Annotated in this window: 19 protein-coding genes; 18 read left to right on the top strand and 1 reads right to left on the bottom strand. The window is 49.6% G+C overall.

The window, feature by feature from the left end; genetic code table 11:
* Positions 1 to 339: 339 nt before the first annotated feature.
* The 11 genes from CAP50_RS02110 to CAP50_RS02155 all read left to right on the top strand — a co-directional run bounded on the left by CAP50_RS02110 (position 340) and on the right by CAP50_RS02155 (position 12,078).
* Positions 340 to 660, top strand: a complete 321-nt coding sequence (locus CAP50_RS02110) for a hypothetical protein (protein ID WP_172953040.1) — start codon at positions 340 to 342, stop codon at positions 658 to 660.
* Between the two features lie 329 nt (positions 661 to 989).
* Entirely contained in the window at positions 990 to 1,787 is a 798-nt protein-coding gene (locus CAP50_RS02115; RefSeq protein ID WP_100748871.1) for an ABC transporter ATP-binding protein, read from the top strand.
* 381 nt (positions 1,788 to 2,168) lie between these two features.
* Entirely contained in the window at positions 2,169 to 2,969 is an 801-nt protein-coding gene (locus CAP50_RS02120; RefSeq protein WP_172953041.1) for a transporter substrate-binding domain-containing protein, read from the top strand.
* Between the two features lie 106 nt (positions 2,970 to 3,075).
* Positions 3,076 to 4,011 carry a transporter substrate-binding domain-containing protein gene (locus tag CAP50_RS02125; RefSeq protein ID WP_100748873.1) on the top strand — a complete coding sequence of 312 codons (936 nt, stop codon included), beginning with the start codon at positions 3,076 to 3,078 and terminating at the stop codon, positions 4,009 to 4,011.
* A 101-nt stretch (positions 4,012 to 4,112) separates the two neighbouring features.
* Positions 4,113 to 5,018, top strand: coding sequence for an ABC transporter substrate-binding protein (locus CAP50_RS02130; protein ID WP_100748874.1), 906 nt, complete (start codon positions 4,113 to 4,115; stop codon positions 5,016 to 5,018).
* A gap of 477 nt (positions 5,019 to 5,495) precedes the next feature.
* The gene (locus tag CAP50_RS02135) at positions 5,496 to 6,230 is read left to right on the top strand and encodes an ABC transporter permease (protein ID WP_075101739.1); all 735 of its coding nucleotides are present in this window, start codon (positions 5,496 to 5,498) and stop codon (positions 6,228 to 6,230) included.
* Between the two features lie 12 nt (positions 6,231 to 6,242).
* The gene (locus tag CAP50_RS02140; protein ID WP_100748875.1) at positions 6,243 to 6,968 is read left to right on the top strand and encodes an ABC transporter permease; all 726 of its coding nucleotides are present in this window, start codon (positions 6,243 to 6,245) and stop codon (positions 6,966 to 6,968) included.
* A gap of 60 nt (positions 6,969 to 7,028) precedes the next feature.
* Positions 7,029 to 7,745 carry a fumarylacetoacetate hydrolase family protein gene (locus tag CAP50_RS02145; protein WP_100748876.1) on the top strand — a complete coding sequence of 239 codons (717 nt, stop codon included), beginning with the start codon at positions 7,029 to 7,031 and terminating at the stop codon, positions 7,743 to 7,745.
* Positions 7,746 to 7,760: 15 nt separating this feature from the next.
* Positions 7,761 to 8,000, top strand: coding sequence for a hypothetical protein (locus CAP50_RS12595; RefSeq protein ID WP_153045421.1), 240 nt, complete (start codon positions 7,761 to 7,763; stop codon positions 7,998 to 8,000).
* A gap of 91 nt (positions 8,001 to 8,091) precedes the next feature.
* On the top strand, positions 8,092 to 10,293 hold the full coding sequence (locus CAP50_RS02150; protein WP_100748877.1) for a PhoX family protein: 2,202 nt from the start codon (positions 8,092 to 8,094) through the stop codon (positions 10,291 to 10,293).
* 261 nt (positions 10,294 to 10,554) lie between these two features.
* Entirely contained in the window at positions 10,555 to 12,078 is a 1,524-nt protein-coding gene (locus CAP50_RS02155) for an alpha/beta fold hydrolase (protein ID WP_241900604.1), read from the top strand.
* 111 nt (positions 12,079 to 12,189) lie between these two features.
* Here the strand turns inward: CAP50_RS02155 and hslO are convergent, their stop codons facing one another.
* Positions 12,190 to 13,161, bottom strand: a complete 972-nt coding sequence (gene hslO, locus CAP50_RS02160; RefSeq protein WP_100748879.1) for an Hsp33 family molecular chaperone HslO — start codon at positions 13,159 to 13,161, stop codon at positions 12,190 to 12,192.
* Positions 13,162 to 13,477: 316 nt separating this feature from the next.
* On the opposite strand from hslO, the gene CAP50_RS02165 reads away from it, so the two are divergent.
* The 7 genes from CAP50_RS02165 (at position 13,478) to CAP50_RS02195 (ending at position 22,187) form a co-directional block, all read left to right on the top strand.
* Complete coding sequence (locus CAP50_RS02165) at positions 13,478 to 14,467, top strand: glutamate/aspartate ABC transporter substrate-binding protein (RefSeq protein WP_100748880.1); 990 nt, start codon at positions 13,478 to 13,480, stop codon at positions 14,465 to 14,467.
* 87 nt (positions 14,468 to 14,554) lie between these two features.
* Positions 14,555 to 15,301 carry an amino acid ABC transporter permease gene (locus CAP50_RS02170; RefSeq protein WP_075101980.1) on the top strand — a complete coding sequence of 249 codons (747 nt, stop codon included), beginning with the start codon at positions 14,555 to 14,557 and terminating at the stop codon, positions 15,299 to 15,301.
* Entirely contained in the window at positions 15,298 to 15,969 is a 672-nt protein-coding gene (locus tag CAP50_RS02175) for an ABC transporter permease subunit (protein ID WP_075101981.1), read from the top strand. Before CAP50_RS02170 ends, CAP50_RS02175 begins: the two co-directional genes overlap by 4 nt.
* Positions 15,970 to 16,119: 150 nt before the next feature.
* Positions 16,120 to 16,851: an amino acid ABC transporter ATP-binding protein gene (locus CAP50_RS02180; RefSeq protein WP_100748976.1), complete on the top strand. Its 732-nt coding sequence runs from the start codon at positions 16,120 to 16,122 to the stop codon at positions 16,849 to 16,851.
* 228 nt (positions 16,852 to 17,079) lie between these two features.
* Complete coding sequence (locus CAP50_RS02185) at positions 17,080 to 18,375, top strand: FAD-dependent oxidoreductase (RefSeq protein ID WP_100748881.1); 1,296 nt, start codon at positions 17,080 to 17,082, stop codon at positions 18,373 to 18,375.
* A gap of 290 nt (positions 18,376 to 18,665) precedes the next feature.
* Entirely contained in the window at positions 18,666 to 20,423 is a 1,758-nt protein-coding gene (locus CAP50_RS02190; RefSeq protein WP_100748882.1) for an AMP-binding protein, read from the top strand.
* Between the two features lie 153 nt (positions 20,424 to 20,576).
* Complete coding sequence (locus CAP50_RS02195) at positions 20,577 to 22,187, top strand: carboxyl transferase domain-containing protein (protein WP_100748883.1); 1,611 nt, start codon at positions 20,577 to 20,579, stop codon at positions 22,185 to 22,187.
* Positions 22,188 to 22,299: the final 112 nt, after the last annotated feature.

Here is a 22,299-nt window from a genome sequence, read left to right on the forward strand (position 1 = left end):
TGCCATAAATAATAAAAGCGCCTAGCAAGGCAAAAGTTTAACAAATATAGAAGGTTAAATGCTCAGATGGCATTGTGCTATTTAACATAGAGGAGATTGCCTCGATAGTAAAGACGATTTTGTGAACAGCGCCCGCTTGACCGCATCTATTTGTCGACTTTCAGCGGTGTGCCAAGGGCGGTTACATGACAGTTACCTGTTTTTAACACAATTGTGCTGTAACTACTAAGGTAGTCAAACGACATCGCCAGTATAGTGAAGGGTCAAGTAGGGGGCAGCCGAACGCCAATGTCCCTGTTAAGTGAATCAATATACTCTGTACTAATGAGGAAGAATGACATGGCTATGCTCTATAAAATGGACAAAAACTGGCTAACTGTTGGATTGGTGGCGGCAGCCTTGACACTCAGCGCTTGCGGCAAAAAAGACGATGCGCCGATGGAGACCGAGCCTGCTGTCGACGCACAAACCACAGTAGAGACCGAGGCGACGGGTGTTGCGACTGCAGAGTCTTCTGATGATGTGGCAGTGGCAAGTGCTGATACCAGTGTCGAAGACGCAATGGTGGTAGGCGACAATGATGATGTCGCGGTGGCAACTGCTGACGATGCCGAAGTGCTGGATGGTACAGAGAGTTCAGAGCACATCTCGACTTATTAAACGGTCTGACTAGACAAGATAATTAGACAAGAGGATTAGATGATAGGTGGTGCCTGATGTTTTTTGCAGATAAGTAGGCATCAAAACAAGTAGGCGTCAAAGGCGATAAGATAACAGCACGCCGAGCCTGCTAAAGTGATAAAATAGCGCCCAGTGCTGTCGATGCAGACTGGGTTTTTTTATGTGTGTAAAGGGCGGCCAACGTGGTGCACGGGCCAAACGCTTAGGTACCTGACATAGATAATATTTGCCTTTTTGCTGCGGAATAAGAGACAATGGCACATTTTTATTCGTGTTTTCACTCATATTTATTGGAAGTCTGCTAAACCATGCTTGATACTGCAAAAAATCCGACTCGGCCTATCGCCTTAGATTTACAAGATATCCATAAAAGCTACGGCTCATTAGCAGTGCTAAAAGGGGTGTCGCTCACCGCCTATGATGGTGATGTTATCTCGATTTTGGGTTCGTCCGGCTCAGGAAAATCTACGTTGCTGCGCTGCATTAACCTATTAGAGAAGCCCAATCAAGGTCGTATATTCATCGGTGATGAAGAGCTGATGCTAAAGCCTGCCAAATCAGGCGAGCTACAAGCGGCAGATATCAAGCAGTTAGAAAGCTTGCGCGCGCGCGTGGGTTTTGTCTTTCAAAACTTTAACTTGTGGCCGCACAAGACCATTTTGCAAAACATCATCGAAGGCCCGACGCAGGTCCTAAAAATCAAAAAAGACCAAGCCATCAGTGATGCCGAAAAACTGCTCGACAAAGTAGGGCTGCTTGACAAAAAAGACGCCTATCCGGCCAATCTCTCTGGTGGTCAGCGTCAGCGTGTCGCCATTGCTCGTGCGCTTGCCATGCAGCCGCAAGTACTGCTATTTGATGAGCCGACCTCGGCGCTCGATCCTGAGCTGGTCAATGAGGTGCTGGCGGTGATGCGCGAGCTGGCAGAAGAAGGGCGTACCATGCTCATTGTCACTCACGAAATGCGCTTTGCTCGCGAAGTCTCCAGTAAAGTGGTATTTTTACACCAAGGCATCATCGAGGAGATTGGCACGCCTGAGCAAGTATTTGACAATCCTACCTCTGAGCGCGTCAAGGACTTTATGTCCTCTCATCGCCAAAACTAGCCGCATGGCTGCTATGCACTGTATTTCAAAACTAAGATAGCATCAAAAAATTAGGATAGCGCGGCCGTCGCTGTCCTAAAGCGAGTTAACTAATTAACTAAGTCTGAAAACCACTTCTATAATAAAATCTAGCGCTTGGTCATGATTTTTAGTCATGGCTATGTGGTCATTAGCATTGATGGTTTATTACCCAACAATAACAGTCCGTATGTAAAACGTTTGTTTTTGATATTTTACTCAGGTATTATCAGAAGGTTTATAGGCGGCCGTGCATGACGGCTGTCTGTCTATTCTGCTATCTATATTGCTTGTCTGGCAGGGACGTCAGAGAACAAAATATCAGAACCCTATATCAAAAACTCATCAGAATTTAAGGAATGTATGATGTCGAATTCTCGCCTATTATGGTCGTCGATGACCGTTACTGCAGCGTTGATGCTGAGCGCTTGTAGCCAACCAGCCAATGAAACTGCTGATACCAATGCTGACGCACCGGCAGCAGAAACTGCTGGCAAGACCATTCGTATCGCCACCGAGGGCGCTTACCCTCCTTTTAACTATACCAATGCCGATGGCAGCTTGGGCGGGTTTGATATCGATGTGGCCAATGCGCTATGCGAGCAAATGCAGGCGGATTGTGAAATCGTCGCTCAAGAATGGGACGGTATTATCCCAGGTCTATTGGCACAAAAATACGATGCGGTAATCGCAGGTATGTCTATCACCGCTGAGCGCCAAGAAAAAGTAGACTTTAGCGAGCCATACTTTGCCAACACCATGGTTTGGCTGACCAAAACCGATGGTAGCTTTGATCCGACCTCGGTCGAAAACCTCACGCTCGGCGGTCAGCGCTCGACCACGCCTGGCGCTTATCTACAAGATAACTACGAAGGCAAAGACGGCAACACCGTGCAGTTGTACGACAACTACGACAACGCTTATTTGGACCTAAAATCAGGCCGTAGCGATGCGGTATTGGCCGAGAAAGTCTCAGCCAAATCTTGGCTGGCAGACAATACCGAAGGCTTTGGTATTGTAGGCGATGAAATTGACAATGACGATAATATTGCCATTGCCGTGCGCAAAGGTGACTCACTCAAAGAAGACTTTAACAAAGCCCTGAGCGAAATCCGTAGCAACGGTGAATTGGCGCGTCTTGAGCAGATGAATTTTGGTCAATAAGCTGTCGGGTGTGTCAGCAAACGAATACTGACCCGCCTTATAAATAAACAGTAACCCATAAGTCATGAGTGACAAACGGCTGGTAAATATATTAAGGAATAACCCTATGACAATTTCAATGACTCGCTCTATGAGCAAAAAAGCCCTTTGGCTTGCGCCACTAAGCGCGGCCATGCTAATGCTGGCAGGCTGTAACAATAGCTCGGCACCAGCAGACAGCGCCGAGGCAGATGCAGCAGACGCCCCGTTAAACATCAAAATCGCCACCGAATCGAGCTACAAGCCTTTTAGCTATACCGATGCTGATGGCAAACTGATCGGCTATGAGATTGAGCTGGTCGATGCCTTATGTGCGCAAATGAAAGCAGAATGTGAAGTCATATCACAAGACTGGGATGGCTTAATCCCAGGGCTCAATGCACAAAAATTTGATGCCGCCATCGCGGGTATGTCCATCACCCCTGAGCGTAAAGAAGTGGTGGATTTTAGTGACCCTTACTTCCATAGCGGTATCATCTTGATCGGTAAAAAAGGCGATGATCTTTCTATCGATGCGCTAAAAGGTCAGCCGATTGCGTCTCAGCGCTCAACCGTTGCCTCACAGTATCTACAAGATGAGCACAGCGATGCGGATATCAAACTCTATGACACACAAGACAACGCGTATCTAGACCTTACCTCAGGTCGCGTGCGCGGTATGATGTCTGATAAAGTGACAGGTATTGACTGGCTAAAAACAGAAGCTGGGCAAAACTACGAAGTCAAAGGCAATGAGATCAGCAGCGACGATGATGCGATGGGTATTGCTTTTCGTAAAGGCGATCCGCTAGTAGCGAAGTTTAACAAAGCCTTGTCTGAGCTAAAAGCCAACGGCACCTACGATCAAATCACGGGCAGTTATTTTGGTACCAGCTCAACCGCCGCTGCGCAAAAAGCCGTCGCCACAGAAGGTGTGGAAGAAGTGCTGGTCGTTGATGATGGCGATGTCGATGCCAATGCGGTCATCGCTGACCAAGAGCAAGCAGAAGCCGCAACGAACTAATCTTACCGCTCATCGCTATTTGGGCGCATAGGGTCATCTCTGTGACTGCTGGCGCAGGGTAGCGATGGGTATTGTTTTTATCACAACTCTCAAGGATGATCATGAATAATCGTTTTGACCAACGCCGCGCCGTCGCCACTGTATCTGCCAAAAGCCCTATCAGCTTGCGACGTTGTTTAGCACCGTTTATCGCGATAAGTGCGCTTGTTACGTTGGTCGGTTGTGGTACTGGTCAAAATGAAACCGCCTCTGATGACCCTCAAGACACAGCCGCCGCCGCGACAGGTGAGGTGCTGCGTATCGGTACCGAAGGTGCTTATGCGCCGTTCAACTATACCAATGCTGATGGCAGCCTTGGCGGGTTTGATGTCGATATCGCCAATGCCATCTGCGCTGACATGCAGATGACGTGTGAGATCATGGCGCAAGACTGGGATGGTATCATTCCAGGACTCAAGGCAGGTAAGTACGATGCCATCGTCGCGGCGATGTCGGTCACACCTGAGCGCGCCAAGCAGGTGGCATTTACCGAGCCATACTTTAGTAATGCGCTGGTGTTTTTGGCCAAAAAAGACAGCAGCTTTGATCCTACCAATAGCAGCGACATCAATGCGCACTCTATCGCCGCTCAGCGCTCGACCATCTCATCGCAGTGGCTGGAGAACGCCTATCCAAAGGCCGATATCAAGCTGTATGATACCTTGAGTAATGCCTTTTTGGATTTGGGCTCAGATCGCGTCGATGCCATGATCTCTGATAAACTGCCAGCGCTAGAGTGGCTCGGCTCGCCATCAGGCAGCAATTATGCGCTCAAAGGCGAGGAGATCGATATCAATGATAACTTTGCGATTGCCGTGCGTCCTAACGATGAAGCCTTGCAAGCCAAAATCAATCAGTCGCTGGCCAATCTCAAGGCCAATGGCACTTATGATAAAATCAATGAAAAATACTTTGCCGTGCCTACCAGTGCAGCGGCAATGCCAGCAGTAGATGACGCAGCGCAGTAAGCTTGTCGCCACATGCTTGGTAAAACCACAGGTCTGCTGAGATATTTTATGGCGTGGTTGTCTTTATAAGGTCATTATAAAGTCATTAGCTATTAATTAGTCAGCACAAGGACATTGCCATTGGCGATGTCTTTTTTGTTTTGGGCAAATCGGTGCGTGATGGCTACAAAGAAGGGTCGACTTTTATCAAATCTATCTGATTTGTTTGCTATTTATCCTGATAAGTGTCTATTTAGGCAACGCTTTTACGTCTGAGTGTTAACATAGCGGCGAGCGAATATGATAAAATCAGCGCTCATTTCTACTGTGTCAATTACCGTCGCCATAGTCGTATGAATATCACGTCACTCTATGACGTAAAAAACCGCCCGTCTATGCAGTTTTTTATACGACTATCAGCCGCGCTCAGCTATTGATGCTGATTCTTTTAACTCATATTTTGCAACTTGCTAATATAAAGAGACTGAGTGGATAATTGTGTTTGATTTACAAGGATTTGGCGCGCTTTTATTAAGCGGCGCTACCGTCACCATAAAGCTTGCGTTGACTAGCCTAGTCATCGGCATGGCTTTGGGCTTGCTCGGCGCGACAGCAAAGATGTCCAATATCTGGGTGCTGCGTAAGCTGGCGACTGTCTATACTGCCACGATGCGCGGCATACCTGAGCTGTTGTTGGTGCTGTTTATTTATTATGGCGGCTCCATACTGCTGATGAGCATCCTCAAAAAATTCGGCTATAACGATTATATCGAGATTAGCGCGTTTTGGGGCGGGGTCATGGCGCTCTCGATTGCCTTTGGTGCTTATGCGACCGAAATTTTTCGCATGTCGATTCAAGAGATTCCAGTCGGGCAACGCGAGGCCGCGCAAGCGATTGGTATGCGTCCGCTGCAGACTTTTTATCGTATCACCTTGCCGCAAGTGTGGCAGATTGCCTTGCCAGGTTTGGGCAATTTGTTTTTGGTACTGCTCAAAGACACAGCGCTGGTCTCGGTTGTGGGTCTCAAGGACATCATGTATCAGTCCTCGCGGGCCGCGCAGTCGACACAGCAGCCATTTACATTTTATATGGCGGCGGCCATTATTTATTTGGGTCTGACCATGTTGATTACCGGTTTTATGATGTGGCTTGAGTGGCGTGCCAACCCAGCGGCGCGCTACGCCAAGAAAATCAGCCGTCAGTCAACACAACGTCAATCGACCATAGGGTAGAGGAGAGAGACTATGGATTGGAATTGGCAGGTCATCTTTGACCATATCCCTGATTTGATGGGTGGTGCGGTGCTGACCGTACAGCTGGTGGTGGTATCAGGTATTATCGGATTGTTTTTTGGTCTGATTTTAGCACTGCTACGCCTATCGAAAAATTGGGCAGTACAGATATTACCGTTTTTATATATTTTCTTTTTCCGTGGCACGCCGCTGCTGGTACAGATATTTTTGATTTATTATGGTCTGGGTCAGTTTGAGGCAGTGCGTGATTCGTTTTTATGGGAGCCGGTGCTCAGTCAAGCTTACTGGTGTGCGATCATCGCCTTTACCATGAATACCAGTGCGTATTTGGCAGAGATCATTCGCGGTGCGATTCAGGCCATTCCCGTAGGCGAGCTAGAAGCTGCGGATGCGCTGGGTATGTCGAAGTGGCAAAAGCTGACCCGCGTGACACTGCCGCGCGCCTTTGGTATCGTTATCCCTGCTTATAGTAATGAAGTTATCTTTATGCTAAAAGGTAGTGCGCTGGCCTCGACCATTGCTTTGATGGACATCACCGGGGTGGCGCGGACGATCAGTGCGCGAACCTATACCTTGATGGAGCTGTTTTTTGCAGCAGGTGTCATTTATCTGCTATTGTCGTGGGTGATCTTGTTTAGCTTTAGAATGTTTGAAAAACGTATGAATCGCCATGCCAGCTATGTACCACCCGATGTGGCGACCAATACCATCCCTTAAGGATATCAGTCAGCATCGCTGCTTTTGATGTCTGTGAATAACTTGCTGTGAGAGCCGAGTATGAGTCAATCGCCCCATATGTCGCTGGTCAATGCCATCGCGGCCAATGCCAATAATGATGAGAGCATGACCGATGCCAATCAAAGCTTGCGTGCGCCGATTGGTAAAGTGGTTTGTGTCGGTCGCAATTACGCCGCGCATGCTCGCGAGCTGGGCAATGAGGTACCTACCTCGCCGATGCTGTTTATGAAGCCCGCCTCTTCGGTGGTGTCTATCCGCCAAGGCGTGGTCCGTCCAGATCCGGCAGTATTTGGTGACACGCACTATGAGACCGAGCTGTGTATCCAGCTGGCAACGGATTTATCTGCTGCGACGATGGAGGAAGCAAAGCAAGCCATCGGTGCGGTGACGGTGGGGCTGGATTTGACTTTGCGCGACTTGCAGTCTGAGCTAAAAGCAAAAGGCCATCCATGGGAGCGCGCCAAATGCTTCGATGGCGCTTGTGTGCTGGCTGATTGGCTCGATCCCCAAGCGTTTGGCGACTTTCGCAATGTCGCCTATCAGCTGTATATCAATGATAGCCTCAAGCAAGACGGCGATACTGCTTTGATGCTGTTTCCGGTGTATGAGCTGCTGGTCAATATCAGTCATGCCTTTAGCTTACAGGCAGGCGATGTGATTATGACGGGTACGCCAAGTGGTGTTGGGGTGTTACATGCTGGTGATACGCTGACTCTAAAGCTTGGCGCGCATGAGTGGCAGGCAGAAGTACACTAGGACATTGCCTAGCTAGTGCGTACTTTATCTAATGAAGTTGTTCAAAAAATCCCAAGTGACCGCTTGGGATTTTTTATTGGCGCTGTTTTTTATGAAAACGACTTTTGTGGGAGTGGTTTTTATAAGACTGTTTTAGGAAGCTATTTGATGAGCATGGTTGACGCTTATCTCTGTAACAATCTATCAGCCTTTGGTGGGCCGCTGAGTGATAGATTGAGCGGTTATTGTCAACGTACTGTCATAAATGCTCGGTAGACTTGTGCGTAACTTATATCGTTGTGGTGGATTTGATAAAGCCGCAACCCATCCTTTACGCCACTATAGCCAAATAGCAAGGTGACTGAACATGACGTTATTGAACAAACCGCTCGCTCATGAAGCCATAGAAGACTCAAACACGAGCAATAATATCGAATTTCAAACCATCATCAATCGCCGTATGCATCGCCGCCATATCTTAAAAGGCGGTACAGGGCTGACGGCGGCAGCGTTTTTTGGGGCGCTGCCTTTGGTTGGCTGTAGTGACGATGATGACGACAGCCCATCTCGCCTGCCCAGCGACGATGACCAAGCCGCCATCCCAGCACAAGGGAATCTCAAACGTCCTGATACCCTAAAATTCACTGCAGTGGCGCATTCGACAGCCGATACCATGAGTGTGGCGGAAGGCTATCAGGCAGAGATGATATTGCCACTAGGGACACCGCTGATGTCTGGTATCGCCGACTGGAAGGACAACCGTGAGCAGTCCGCTGAGTCGTTTGAGTGGCGCATGGGCGACAACCATGATGGCATGTGGTTTTTTGGCAAAAAAGGCAATACCTACGATGCCAAAGCCTCTAAAAACGGCCTGCTGGTCATGAACCATGAGTATGTCAATAGCAGCGAGCTTAGCCCATTTGGTTATCATGTCATCTCGGATAACAATGCGGCACCCATTTATCAAAACCGTCGTCTGGCCAGTGATGTGCGCCGCGAGGTCAACTGCCACGGGGTCGCTGTCGTTGAGATGACGCGCCGTACCGATGGGATGGGTTATGAGATGGTCAAGGATTCAAAATACAACCGCCGTATCACCAGCAGTACGCCGGCCCAGCTGACGGGTCCTGTGGCAGGCTCTGATTTGGTCAAGACAAAGTTTGATCCAACAGGGTTTCAGACGCGCGGCATCAATAACAACTGCGGCGCAGGACTGTCGCCGTGGGGTACCTACCTGACGACAGAAGAAAATTTCTTGGGCGTATTTGCGCGTGGTCAAGACGCCGAGCAGCTAAGCGCAACTCATAACTACGGGCGTGAGCGCTATGGGGCCGGCGAAAACTTCCCTGGCTGGGAGTATCTGTGGCATACGCCTTATGCCAAAGATGAAATCATAGCCGATGAGTTTGCCCGCTGGGATATGACCGCGACAGGCGCTGATGCTACTGAGGATTATCGCAATGGCTTTAATACCTTTGGTTACATCGCCGAAATTGATCCTTTTGATCGGCACTCAGCACCGCAAAAACGTACGGCACTCGGTCGTTTTGCACACGAAAACTGCGCGTATGCACCTGTCGAGTCAGGTAAACCTGTGGTGTTTTATATGGGGGATGATGCGCGTGGCGAGTATATTTATAAGTTTGTCTCAAAGGCACGATGGTCCAATACAGATATCGGCGGCGGCCTCAAAGCTGGCGACAAGTACCTAAATGAAGGCACGCTGTATGTGGCGGTGTTTCACGAAGACGGTCGCGGCGAGTGGCGGCCACTGGTCCATGGACAAAATGGACTAGATGCGACCAATGCTGAGCTGCCCTTTGCTGGGCAAGATGAGGTGTTGGTCTTTGCGCGCGCTGCTGCCGATGCCTTGGGTGCGACCAAGATGGATCGTCCAGAGTGGGTATCGGTGAGCCCCATGACAGGCGAGGTGTATGTGACCTTAACCAACAACAAATATCGCGGCGAGCGTGAGGATCAGCCTCTCTCAGCAGCCAACCCGCGCAGCTACGAGGCGCGTGGCAAATCCCGCGGAAATGATAATGGTCATATCATTCGCTGGGCCGAAGCAGGCGGTGACCATGCGGCGACACGCTTTGAGTGGGATATATACTTGTTTGCCGCGCCCAGTGAGCTGGCGACAGAGAACTTATCGCAATTGAATAAAAACAATGACCTGTCATCGCCTGATGGCCTGTACTTTGATCCGCGCGGGGTATTATGGATTCAGACCGATGATGGCGCCTATACCGATACCAGCAGTTGTATGCTATTGGCCGCGTTGCCTGGTCAGGTCAATGATGGCGCGACGATCACCACATCTGCAGGCCAGCAAACCCGCGTCGGAATGACTGCTAGTGATGACAATATCAAACGTTTTTTTGTCGGTCCTGAAGGCTGTGAGGTGACAGGTATCACCATGACGCCAGATTTTAAAACGCTATTTATCAATATCCAGCATCCTGGCAACACGTGGGGCGCGGTGGCTGGAGGTAGTACGCCGCGCTCGGCCACCGTGATGATTACGCGCGAAGATGGCGATGTTATATTGGCAGAATCCTTTACTTAGAGTACTTGGATGACTCGGCTGCGATAGTGAAACGGCTGCAATAGTGAACGGCTGCGATGGTAAAACGGCGGCACGGTGATTACAAATACGGATAGTGATGTTAGCTAAAACCGCAAGCGCAGGCTTGGGGTTTTTTTCTGTAAGTAGCGGCAGATGTCACGATGTTTTATCGTAAAGCGGCTACCGGTTACATCATTTTTTTCTATTTCAAGCGTTTACAGGCTAGTATATAACTATCTTTTGACCAAATGTGTCCATTTTATGAACGCACTAACGAGTAACACTATGGACAGTGTAGAGATTATTTATAAAGACAGCATGAGGAAAGACAGCTTGAGGCCTGATAGCTCAGATGAAGCAGGTCATGAGCTGGCCGCGCATTTTGCCTCAGAGACTGCCGCCACAGACCACACAGTAGCGCCGCATCGCGACCTGTATGAGCAAATCGATCAGCTAGCCGCCATCGATATCGACGAAATCATCAAACTGCAAGCCGATGATGCCAATGCCGTGACGACACATCCTGTACTGTATGCCGATTTTTTTGAAGGGCTTGCGCAGCTGGCGACGATGGGTGTGATGGAGGTGACAGAGATTGTGGAGGCCATTCACCGCGAGGTGATTTTACGCCCTTTGGGACGGTTTAATGAAAACCACCTTAACAATTGGCAACGGGGTATCACGGGGCGTATATATGGCACCATACGCCAAGTCATGCTACTGGTGGGCAACAATCTGGCCGCGGTGCTGCGTATCTACAAAACCATGATGCGCCAAAAAAATACTCAGCCGTTGCCCGACACCCTAAAAAAACTGGTCAATATGCTAAACGGCGTGATGGGTGATCATCTGGTCAATCATAAAAATGCGCTTGCCATACCGATGCAGCTCTATGATGGTAATGGTGATACGCAGTTGGCGACGCTCTCAGGGCGAGTGGTGATCTTATGTCATGGCTTATGTATGAGTCATCTCAGCTGGCAATCTGCAGAAGGCAATCATCTGGGGGAGGCTATCGCGCGCAGTCAGCCTGAAACGACAGTGCTGTACCTTGATTATAATACGGGGCGGCGTATCTCGCGCAGCGGCCGTAAGCTCTGCCAGCTGCTACAGGACTTGATTGAGCAGCATCCCGATATCGGTCAGATCGATCTGGTCGGTCACAGTATGGGCGGCTTGGTCGCTCGCAGTGCGCTGTTTTATGGCGAGCAAGACCATCTGGCTTGGGTTAAGCGGGCCGGCAATCTCATCACCCTCGGCTCACCGCACCATGGCGCGGTGCTAGAGCGTATCGGTCATCATGTACAAGACATCATCGCCAAGCTGCCGTTTGCAGGCTCGCTTGCCAAGTTGGGCGAGATGCGCAGCGCGGGTATCATTGATCTGCGTCACGGTAGTATTCGCGATGCAGACTGGCGGGCGCTGGAGGGCCGTAGTGTGCTGCCGCAAGACTTTCGGCATCCTGCGCGCTTACCAAGTGGTATAAAGACGTATTTTGTCGCCAGTGCATTGGTCGAGACCCATTATGACTCGAGAATGACACACCTGCTGGGCGATGGTCTAGTCTCTGTCGCCTCAGCGCTTGGAGAAGATGATGCCGAACATGCTTTGTTTGTCCCTGATGGGCATAAAGCACTATTTTATGGCGTCAGTCATATGAATCTGATTCATAGTAGACGGGTGCGCGAGCAAGTAGTGGCGTGGCTGTTAGACAATGGCCGCAGTGACTACGCTGAGCAGCCGCGGATATATTCTTATCCCAAAAGTCTGGGACTGATGGTATAAAGGCAGGTTAAGCTAGATTGCCTTTGCTAAGCACAGCATCATAAAAAAAGGCCCTCACGCTTTATGTTGAGGGCCTTTTCTTTTACTGAGAAATGTTTTACTAGATACCGCCTATTTAGCAAAGATAGCGGTCACATCGTCTTTATCGAACGGATAGATCTCACCGCAAAAACCGCAGTCCATCTCAAACGTCCCGCCTTGCTCTTCGACGATATCTAACGCTTCTGCTTCACCGATTTGCTCGATGGCCATCTCGCATTTTTCGCGTGAGCAAGTACAGCCAAATGATAACGCCACAGGCTCAGGTGCCACGATATTTTCTTCATGATACAAGCGGTATAAAATCTCGCTGGTATCGAGTGTGGTCAGCTCTTCTGCTTTTAGCGTACGCGTAAGGACGCTTAAGCGCGGCCATAGGTCATCATCGATGCCGGCGTCTTGGTTTTGCTCGACTTCGTAGGTTTCCTCAGCGGTACGTGGCAACATTTGTACCAAGATACCCCCAGCTTGTAGACCGTCTGATGCTAAGTTGATTAGCGTTGGAATCTGCGCGGACTGTTTTTGGTAGTGCGCCAAGCAGTCTGCCAAATTGTCATGACTACGCTCGACGATACCTTGGTAAGAGTCGCCGCCGTCAGGCTGGATATTGATAAACAATACGCCTTGACCCATCGCGCCAAGCTCGGCAAAAGCGTCTTTGGCTGTGGTCATACTCTCCCACGCTTGTGCTTGCGCGTCGGTGTCGGCCTTCCAGCTGGCAAGCGCGCGGATGATGCCGTCTTGGTCACACTCTGCCATCGCCCAATTGAGCAGGCTCTCAGGGTCTGAGGACTGCAGCTGGATAGACAGACGGCCGTTGATTTTGACCGTGCTGATCAGCAAACTTGCCGCCGTCATCATCTCGCCCAATAAGCGTTTGATCGCTTCAGGATAGGGCTTTTGGGCAATCGTGGTCGCATAGCTGCGCGATAGACGCACCACATCACCGCGTACAGGCGAGTCTTCAATAAAAAAACGCTGGCGAATGTCGTTGTAGCTGGTGGTTTGGGTGTCAGTATTTGGTGCTTGAATATCTTGAGTCATAACTGGCTTATGTGATTGAGAAGTTGCTAACTTTATGGGGATTGTTGCGTATTTATCAATCTTATCAATTACCCTTGATGGCCGGCGTGGGCTAGATGGGTAATGCCAAAAACCATCATTCTATATTTTGCGCAAAAAAGTTTACCGCCCGTTGCAATTTTGTTGTACAGTAACATTAAGTTGCATTGTGATAAACAATAGCAACAACGACAAGGATGCATGACAACCAGTCAGTCGATAGGGGGTGATTTATAAACCCTTCATCGTCCAAGCACTCGTTTAATTTAGTGATAATGTGATAAAAAGGATGTATCTCATGAGCTATCTATCTTCCAAACCTTTCTCTAAGAGCTTGACCGTAGCGGCCTTTATGGCGTTTGGCCTCGCTGGATGTAATAACAGCAACCAAGCTACCAGTGAAGCAGCGCCTGCCGATGAGGCGGGTACCGCGACTAGCGCAGCAAACGGCACGCTACAAAAAATCAAAGACTCAGGCACCATCGTGGTCGGTCACCGTGATTCTTCTATTCCTTTTTCTTATATCGCGGACGACCCAAATCAGCCGATAGGCTATGCCCACGACCTAGAGATGAAAGTCGTCGAGGCCGTCAAACAAAGGCTCAATATGCCTGATCTTAATGTCCGCTATAATCTTATTACCTCGCAGACGCGTATTCCTTTGGTACAAAACGGTACTGTGGACTTTGAGTGTGGCTCAACCACCAACAACGAAGAGCGCCAAAAGCAAGTGGCCTTCTCCAATGGCTTTTTTGAGATTGGGACGCGTCTGTTGACCAAAAAAGACTCTGGTATCAATGACTTTGCCGACTTAAAAGGCAAGACGCTAGTCACCACTGCTGGCACGACATCAGAGCGCTATATCCGTCAATATAATGACGACAATCAGATGGACACCAACATCATCTCAGCAAAAGATCATGGCGAGGCGTTCTTGATGTTAGAAAACGGCCGCGCTGGCGCCTTTATGATGGATGATGTGCTGCTCGCTGGTGAAAAAGCCAAAGCCAAAAACCCAGATGAATGGGTCATCGTCGGTGAGCCGCAATCGTTTGAGATCTATGGCTGTATGATGCGTAAAGACGACCCTGAGTTTAAAGCGGTGGTCGATGAAGCCTTGGCCAATGTCTTTAGCTCAGGCGAGATCAATAGCATTTATGATAAGTGGTTTTTGAACCCAATCCCGCCAAAAAACGTCAATCTCAACTTTGAGATGTCTGACAACCTAAAGGCACTGATTGCCAACCCGCACGATGGTGCGCAGCCAAAAGCGGCGCCAGCACAGTAATCGTTGTCCCAAACCCTAGCTGGCCTATGCGTACGTCATGTGTTGTTTGACGCATAGGCTTTTTTATCGCTGCTTGGAGAGACAACCATGAATTATAGCTGGAACTGGGGTGTGCTGTTTGAGCAGACCGGTATCGGTAGCGAGCTGTATATCCATTGGATGATTACTGGTCTTGGCTGGCTGCTACTGATTGGCAGTATCGCTTGGGCCATCGCCATGATCGTCGGCACCATCTTAGGTATCATGCGCACGCTGCCGAGCAAGACGGCGCGAGCGATTGGTACCGCTTACGTGACGTTTTTTCGTAATATCCCATTACTCGTACAGCTGTTTTTTTGGTTTTATATCGCCCCTGGTTGGCTGACACCGACGATACAAGAATGGTGGTATAAAGACCTGTCGCCCAATACCTCTGCCATGCTCTCGGCGAGTATCGGTTTGGGGCTGTTTACCGCCGCTCGTATCGTCGAGCAGGTGCGCACGGGTATCGAGTCGCTACCAGATGGCCAAGTCAACGCCGCCTATGCGCTTGGCTTTAGCATCCCGCAAGTCTACAAAGAAGTCCTACTGCCGCAAGCCTTTCGTATCATCTTGCCGCCGCTCAGCTCTGAGCTGACCAACTGCTTTAAAAACGCCTCAGTCGCCTCGCTCGTTGGGGTGATGGAGCTGATTAGCCAAACCAAAACCATCAGTGAATACACGCAAAACAGCATTGAGATCTATACCTACGCGACGATTATCTACTTGGTATTTAACTTGTCCTTAATCGCGATAATGGGACTGATCGAGCGCAAACTGCGCGTGCCTGGGCTGATTGCAGGAGGTCAAAAATGAATATGATGACTGAGCTTGCCACCGCCTATCCCGGGTTGATGGGCGGCATGCTGACCACGCTTAAGGTATTGTTTTTGGCGATTTTGGGCGGTATCAGTTTGGGGACGGTACTGGCGCTGATGCGTTTATCGGGTATCAAAGTGCTTGAGATACCAGCAAAACTGTATGTGAATTATTTTCGCTCAGTGCCCTTGCTGCTGGTGCTTTTGTGGTTTTATTTTGCCGTGCCGATGATTTATTTTTGGATCGTGGGTAAATATCTACAGCTCGATGCGGCGTTTGCCTCTTGTGTGGTGGCCTTTATGATGTTTGAGGCGGCGTATTTTTCTGAGGTGGTGCGTGCTGGCATTCAATCGATCGGCAGCGGGCAGGTCAATGCCGCCAAAGCGCTGGGCATGACTTACGGACAGACCATGCGTTTGGTTATCTTGCCGCAAGCCTTTCGCAAAATGCTGCCGCTGATTTTGCAGCAGTGTATTATTTTATTCCAAGATACGACGTTGGTGTTTGCCATTGGTTTGACGGATTTTTTCCGCGCAGCCTACGTGCGCGGTGAGCTGATGGGGCTGCTGACGCCTTATATCTTGGGCGCTGGTGCGGTTTATTTTGTCATTAGCTTAAGTGCGTCTATGGGCGTGCAGCAGCTACAAAAGCGTTTGCGGTTCTGACACACCCTAGACTGCGCGGTCGCGGTTGAAGAGATTTTTAGACAATGATTATCAAGATAATGTGGTTAGGAGCCAGTAATGAACAATGCTGATACATATGTAAATGCCTTTGGCGGGCTGGTCACCAATAATGGTCATGCCAGTGATGAGATGGTCATTGAGATGGCAAATGTCAGTAAGTGGTATGGCGACTTTCAAGTGCTGACTGACTGCACCGCCCATGTACACAAAGGCGATGTCGTCGTAGTTTGCGGGCCATCGGGTAGTGGCAAGTCAACGCTGATTAAGACGGTCAACGGGCTTGAGCCTTTTCAACAAGGCGAGATTATGGTCAATGGTGTCTCTGTTGGTGCGGCCAAAACCAACTTGCCCAAGCTACGTAGCCGTGTCGGTATGGTGTTTCAGCATTTTGAGTTGTTTCCGCATTTGACCATTATCGACAATTTAACCGTCGCGCAAATCAAGGTGCTGGGCCGTAAAGAGTCTGAGGCTAAACAAAAAGCCATGGCTTATCTAGATCGCGTGGGGCTGAGTGCACAGGCACCAAAATACCCCGCCGAGCTATCAGGTGGTCAGCAGCAGCGCGTGGCGATTGCCCGTGCGCTGGCGATGGACCCTGTGGCGATGCTGTTTGATGAGCCAACCTCGGCGCTTGATCCTGAGATGATTCAAGAGGTGCTTGATGTGATGGTCGAGCTGACTCGTGATGGCATGACCATGATGTGTGTGACCCATGAGATGGGCTTTGCCAGTCAGGTCGCCAATCGCATTATCTTTATGGATGAAGGTCATATCGTCGAAAACTGTAGCAAAGATGAGTTTTTTGAAGGGGCAAAAAGCGAGCGCGCCCAGCTGTTTTTGTCCAAGATTTTAAATCATTAATAGCAACGTTTTTGCTGCTACTTTAGCGCCTTGATGTAGAGACTGTTCAATGAGCTCTAAGCATTTGCCAAAAAGCGTCTATAAATTTTAGGCGCTTTTTTGGTTTTTTTGGCTATAACGATCCAGTAGCGGAGGGATAAGCAAGTAGATGAGTGCATGACTGTTTACTGCTACAATAGCGCTCAAGATACCGACAATGAAAAGTTTATACATTATATTGGAGCTATTATGAGCATAGAAAATGCCGACACCCTAGCAAATTCAACAAACCCCGCCAATGCTGAAAACCCTTTACATACTGAAAACCCCGCACCAGCGGAAAACCATGCGTCAGCGGAAAATAAGGGCATTGTTATCGTTGGTGCCGGCTTGGCAGGTTGGCACGTCATCGATGCCATTCGAGCAAAAGACAAAGACATCGCCATTACTCTCATCACAGCGGATAATGGCGATCGTTACCATAAGCCAATGCTGACAATGGCCATCAGCCAAAACAAGCGGGCGGCAGACTTGGTACGCGCAACTGGCGCTGACGCTGCCAAAGCGGCAAACGTCAATCTGCTGGCCAACACGCAGGTCACGGATGTTGATGCTACTACGCAGCAGTTGCAGCTGGTCTCTGCCCTGCGCTCCGATCCTGTTTATACCAATTATGCCACCATCAGCTATGACAAGTTGGTACTGGCGATGGGCGCGCAGCCGATTTTTCCAAAGAGCCTGCCAGAGGATTTGGTGTGGCATGTCAATCATATTGAGCGCTTTGGGCAGCTACAAGAAAAGCTGGCAGCAGGCAGTCAGCATGTGGCCATCGTTGGCGCTGGTATGGTGGGGACAGAAATCGCCGAAGATTTACTCAAAGCTGGACATGAAGTCACCTTGATTGATTTAAATGACGCGCCTTTATCACAAATGCTACCAACAAAAGCGGCCGCTCGTATCGCGGCGGCGGTCCAATCCCAAGGTATTCACTTTTTGGGTGGTTATCAAGTATCGGGTGTCACGCGTCAAGAGGACGGCAAGCTACACGTCCGCTATGCGCCAGTGGCAGGCAGTGCTGACAGCGCGGCCGCTCAGTCATCCGAGCCTTTGGTCGTCGATCATGTGATTGCCAGTACTGGCCTCACGGTCGATGCAAGACTGCCCACTGCTGCAGGGGTAGAGTTCGATCGCCGGACTGGTATCGTGGTGGATGCCACCACCTTACGTACGCAAGCGTCAAATATCTATGCCATCGGTGATTGTATGTCTATCAATGGCGTTGCCTGCCGTTATGTTGCCCCGCTGCGTGCGCAGGCGGCGACCATTGCCGATGACCTCTTAGGAGTGGCACATGACGGCTATGATCATAAACCGCCAATGATTCGCCTAAAAAACAAAGCCATCTCTGTCATGGCCACTGGCGTACCACAAGCTGCTGGTAATTGGCAGGTAAAGACTGACACGGATGACGCGTTAATCATGGAATTGCTAGATGATAACAATGACGTCAGTGCGACAGTAACGATTAAAGCGCCTAACGTTTAATCGCTGTAAGTTTAACTTTTAGCTTTCATTTTTAATTTTTCTCAAAAGCCAGCTGTGTAACAAATACTAGCTGGCTTTTTTGCCGACAATAATCGCGGATTTTTATGCTATCTTTTACTGGGATAATATTTTTAGCAGTTAATTTAAATGATACATAATGTATTACTATTATTGACAGTTTCGTTTTAGGCGGTATAGTAGTGAATCATCTATGATAGATACTCAAGGAAGAAAAATTGGCCCACGGGCGGTTTTTGAGTAGAATAAAAAGCACAACGAAAGGACTCGTTATGACGCAACCTACTGCATTTGACCACATATTAAGCAACATCCCTACCGTAAATATGGGCGCGCGCTCGGCGAATGCGCCACTGACCCAAAGCTATGACAAAGGCCCTGATGTGCCGCTGATTGAGGCGACCATCGGCGACTTTTTTGACGCCATTGTTTCCAAATATCCAGAGCGTGAAGCGCTGGTTGTCTGTCATCAAAACATCCGCTGGACGTACCGCGAATTGCAGCAACATGTCAATCAGCTGGCCAGCAGTATGATCGAGATGGGGCTTGAGATTGGCGATCGCATTGGTATCTGGTCGCACAACAATGCCGAATGGCTACTTATGCAGCTTGCCACGGCCAAAGTCGGCGTGATCCTCGTCAATATCAACCCGGCCTATCGTACTTTTGAGCTGCAATATGCGCTCAATAAACTCGGCTGCTCAGCACTCGTACTCATGCGCCATTTCAAGAGCAGCGACTACGCTGGCCTTATCCGTGAGCTGTGCCCTGAGATTTATCATAAAGACTACACCCAGCTGGATTTGGTCGAGATTCCCACCATCGAACGTATCATTTGGATTGATGAGCCAGACTCTGACGAAACGTTTGGGTTTATGCAAAAATTCTCTGACTGGATGGCGGAAGGCGATGCCAACGATCCGCGCGTGGCCGAGCGTCAAGCACAGCTAAAAAACACCGATGCTATTAACGTTCAGTTCACCAGTGGCACAACTGGTACGCCAAAAGGCGCGACCTTAAGCCATCGCAATATCCTCAATAATGGCTACTTCATCGGTGAGGCGATGAACCTTACCTTCGAGGACAGACTGTGTATTCCGGTGCCGCTATATCACTGTTTTGGTATGGTGCTCGGCAATTTGGCCATCTTGACGCATGGTGGTTGTATCGTCTATCCAAACGATGGTTTTGAGCCGTTATCAGTCCTACAAGCAGTCGAAGAAGAAAAATGTACGGGGCTGCATGGCGTACCGACGATGTTTATCGCCGAGCTTGATCACCCTGAGTTTGAAAACTTTGATTTATCGACCTTGCGTACTGGCATTATGGCCGGCTCCAGCTGCCCGATTGAGGTCATGCGCCGTGTCATTGATAAGATGCATATGAAAGAGGTGACCATCGCTTATGGCATGACCGAGACCAGCCCGGTTTCTTGCCAGACCAACGAGCACACACCGCTTGAGAAACAAGTCTCGACCGTTGGCTTGGTACAGCCTGCACTTGAGGTAAAAGTCGTCGATACCGAGACGGGTGAGATTGTGCCGTTAGGGGAGACAGGAGAGCTGCTCACACGCGGCTACTCGGTGATGAAAGGCTATTGGGGCAGCCGTTTTAAAACCCGTGAAGCGATCCAAGACGGCTGGATGCATACTGGCGATTTGGCTACCATGGATGAGGACGGCTATGTCAAAATCGTCGGCCGTAGTAAAGACATGGTCATCCGCGGCGGCGAAAACATCTATCCGGTTGAGATCGAAAACTACTTATATCGCCATCCCAAGATTCGCGATGTACAAATCGTTGGCGTACCAGATAAGCGGTATGGTGAAGTGCTGGCCGCTTGGATTATTCCCAAAGAGCCAGGATGCTTGAGTGAAGACGACGTGCGCCAGTTTTGTAGTGAGCACATTGCTCATTATAAGGTACCGACTTATTATCGGTTTGTTGAAGAGTATCCGATGACCATCACTGGTAAAATTCAAAAGTATAAGATTATCGAGCAGATGAAAGCAGAGCTGGGTTTAGACTAAGCGCACTTCTCGGGTACAAAACATCTACGACACCGGTGAGTGATACAAAAGACAAATGGTTGGCAAGCTATCGGTTAGCAGTCGTATAACCAGCAGTCACTATAAACCGCACAATCAATCACTTGCACTTACGCAGCAAAGAAAAGGGATATCATGAGCACTATCATAACCAGTAAACTGAGTCCAAACGCCAGCGATTTTCAGCAAAACCGTGCCGCCATGCAAGAAATGGTCGATGACTTATATGTACACCTGCGTAAAGTCGCTCAGGGCGGCTCAGAGCGGGCGCGAGCCAAGCATGTAGCGCGTGGCAAACTGCTGCCACGTGAGCGAGTCGAGCGTTTGCTGGATGCCGGCACCCCGTTTTTAGAGGTGGCTCCGATGGCGGCGCACGATATGTATGGCGAAGAGATACCCGCCGCGGGCGTGATTGCCGGTATTGGCCGTATCAATGGCACTGAGTGTATGATCGTCTGTAATGATGCCACGGTAAAAGGCGGTACCTATTATCCCATGACAGTCAAAAAACACTTGCGCGCGCAAGAGATTGCGCAAGAAAACAATCTGCCTTGCGTGTATTTGGTGGACTCAGGCGGCGCAAACTTGCCCAACCAAGATGACGTATTCCCTGACAAAGAGCACTTTGGCCGTATCTTCTTTAATCAGGCCAATATGAGTGCGGCGGGTATCCCGCAGATTGCGGTGGTTATGGGTAGCTGTACGGCAGGCGGCGCTTATGTACCGGCGATGAGCGATGAATCCATCATCGTCAAAGAGCAAGGCACTATATTTTTGGGTGGGCCGCCACTGGTAAAAGCAGCAACGGGCGAAGAGGTCAGCGCCGAGGATTTGGGCGGCGGTGATGTACATACCCGTCTATCAGGAGTCGTCGATCATCTGGCACAAAGCGACACGCATGCGCTATCGATTGCGCGTGATATCGTCAGTCACCTTAACCGTCCTGCCAAGCACATCCCCAATCAAATCAAACCACGTCCACCGCGCTACGATGCCAAAGAATTATACGGCATCATCCCGACCGATAAGCGCAAACCCTTTGATATCAAGGAAATCATCGCTCGCATCGTCGATGACAGCGAGTTTGATGAGTTTAAGGCGCGTTTTGGCAACACCCTGGTCTGCGGCTTTGCTCATATCGAGGGCATGCCAGTTGGCATTATCGCCAATAACGGCATCTTATTTAGTGAGTCGGCACAAAAGGGCACGCACTTTATCGAGCTGTGCTGCAAGCGTAAAATCCCGCTGGTGTTTTTACAAAACATCACCGGCTTTATGGTCGGCCGTAAATACGAAAACGAAGGCATCGCCCGTCATGGTGCCAAAATGGTGATGGCGGTGGCCAACGCCAAAGTACCGAAGTTTACCGTCATCGTCGGTGGCTCATTCGGTGCCGGTAACTACGGTATGTGTGGCCGCGCTTATAGTCCGCGCTTTTTATGGATGTGGCCAAATGCGCGTATCTCAGTGATGGGCGGTGAGCAAGCGGCCTCGGTCTTGGCAACCGTTAAGCGCGACAACTTCGAGCGTAAGGGCGAGACATGGAGTAGCGAGGACGAAGCGGCCTTTAAAGCACCGATTCGAGATATGTACGAAGCGCAAGGCCATCCGTATTATGCCACCGCGCGTCTCTGGGATGATGGGGTGATTGATCCTGCTGATACGCGTCAAGTGCTGGCATTGGGGCTAAGCGCCGCCTATAACGCGCCGATTGAAGAGACGAAGTTTGGGGTCTTTAGAATGTAGATTGGTACCATGTTTTCGATGAGAAAATGCTTTGGTTTAAAATAAAAACTGGGTTACTAAGGCCGAGAACATTACGCAAAAATATCCGTAAAAAAAGACATGAAAAAGTTAC

It is taken from the genome of Psychrobacter sp. L7, assembly GCF_002810365.1.
GTDB classification, from domain to species: Bacteria; Pseudomonadota; Gammaproteobacteria; order Pseudomonadales; family Moraxellaceae; genus Psychrobacter; species Psychrobacter celer.

Bases quoted from the DNA above. Each gene is read 5' to 3' on its own strand.
- CAP50_RS02110 (WP_172953040.1), top strand. From the start codon at position 340: ATGGCTATGCTCTATAAAATGGACAAAAACTGGCTAACTGTTGGATTG.
- CAP50_RS02115 (WP_100748871.1), top strand. From the start codon at position 990: ATGCTTGATACTGCAAAAAATCCGACTCGGCCTATCGCCTTAGATTTA.
- CAP50_RS02120 (WP_172953041.1), top strand. From the start codon at position 2,169: ATGATGTCGAATTCTCGCCTATTATGGTCGTCGATGACCGTTACTGCA.
- CAP50_RS02125 (WP_100748873.1), top strand. From the start codon at position 3,076: ATGACAATTTCAATGACTCGCTCTATGAGCAAAAAAGCCCTTTGGCTT.
- CAP50_RS02130 (WP_100748874.1), top strand. From the start codon at position 4,113: ATGAATAATCGTTTTGACCAACGCCGCGCCGTCGCCACTGTATCTGCC.
- CAP50_RS02140 (WP_100748875.1), top strand. From the start codon at position 6,243: ATGGATTGGAATTGGCAGGTCATCTTTGACCATATCCCTGATTTGATG.
- CAP50_RS02145 (WP_100748876.1), top strand. From the start codon at position 7,029: ATGAGTCAATCGCCCCATATGTCGCTGGTCAATGCCATCGCGGCCAAT.
- CAP50_RS02150 (WP_100748877.1), top strand. From the start codon at position 8,092: ATGACGTTATTGAACAAACCGCTCGCTCATGAAGCCATAGAAGACTCA.
- CAP50_RS02155 (WP_241900604.1), top strand. From the start codon at position 10,555: ATGAACGCACTAACGAGTAACACTATGGACAGTGTAGAGATTATTTAT.
- hslO (WP_100748879.1), bottom strand. From the start codon at position 13,161: ATGACTCAAGATATTCAAGCACCAAATACTGACACCCAAACCACCAGC.
- CAP50_RS02165 (WP_100748880.1), top strand. From the start codon at position 13,478: ATGAGCTATCTATCTTCCAAACCTTTCTCTAAGAGCTTGACCGTAGCG.
- CAP50_RS02170 (WP_075101980.1), top strand. From the start codon at position 14,555: ATGAATTATAGCTGGAACTGGGGTGTGCTGTTTGAGCAGACCGGTATC.
- CAP50_RS02175 (WP_075101981.1), top strand. From the start codon at position 15,298: ATGAATATGATGACTGAGCTTGCCACCGCCTATCCCGGGTTGATGGGC.
- CAP50_RS02180 (WP_100748976.1), top strand. From the start codon at position 16,120: ATGGTCATTGAGATGGCAAATGTCAGTAAGTGGTATGGCGACTTTCAA.
- CAP50_RS02185 (WP_100748881.1), top strand. From the start codon at position 17,080: ATGAGCATAGAAAATGCCGACACCCTAGCAAATTCAACAAACCCCGCC.
- CAP50_RS02190 (WP_100748882.1), top strand. From the start codon at position 18,666: ATGACGCAACCTACTGCATTTGACCACATATTAAGCAACATCCCTACC.
- CAP50_RS02195 (WP_100748883.1), top strand. From the start codon at position 20,577: ATGAGCACTATCATAACCAGTAAACTGAGTCCAAACGCCAGCGATTTT.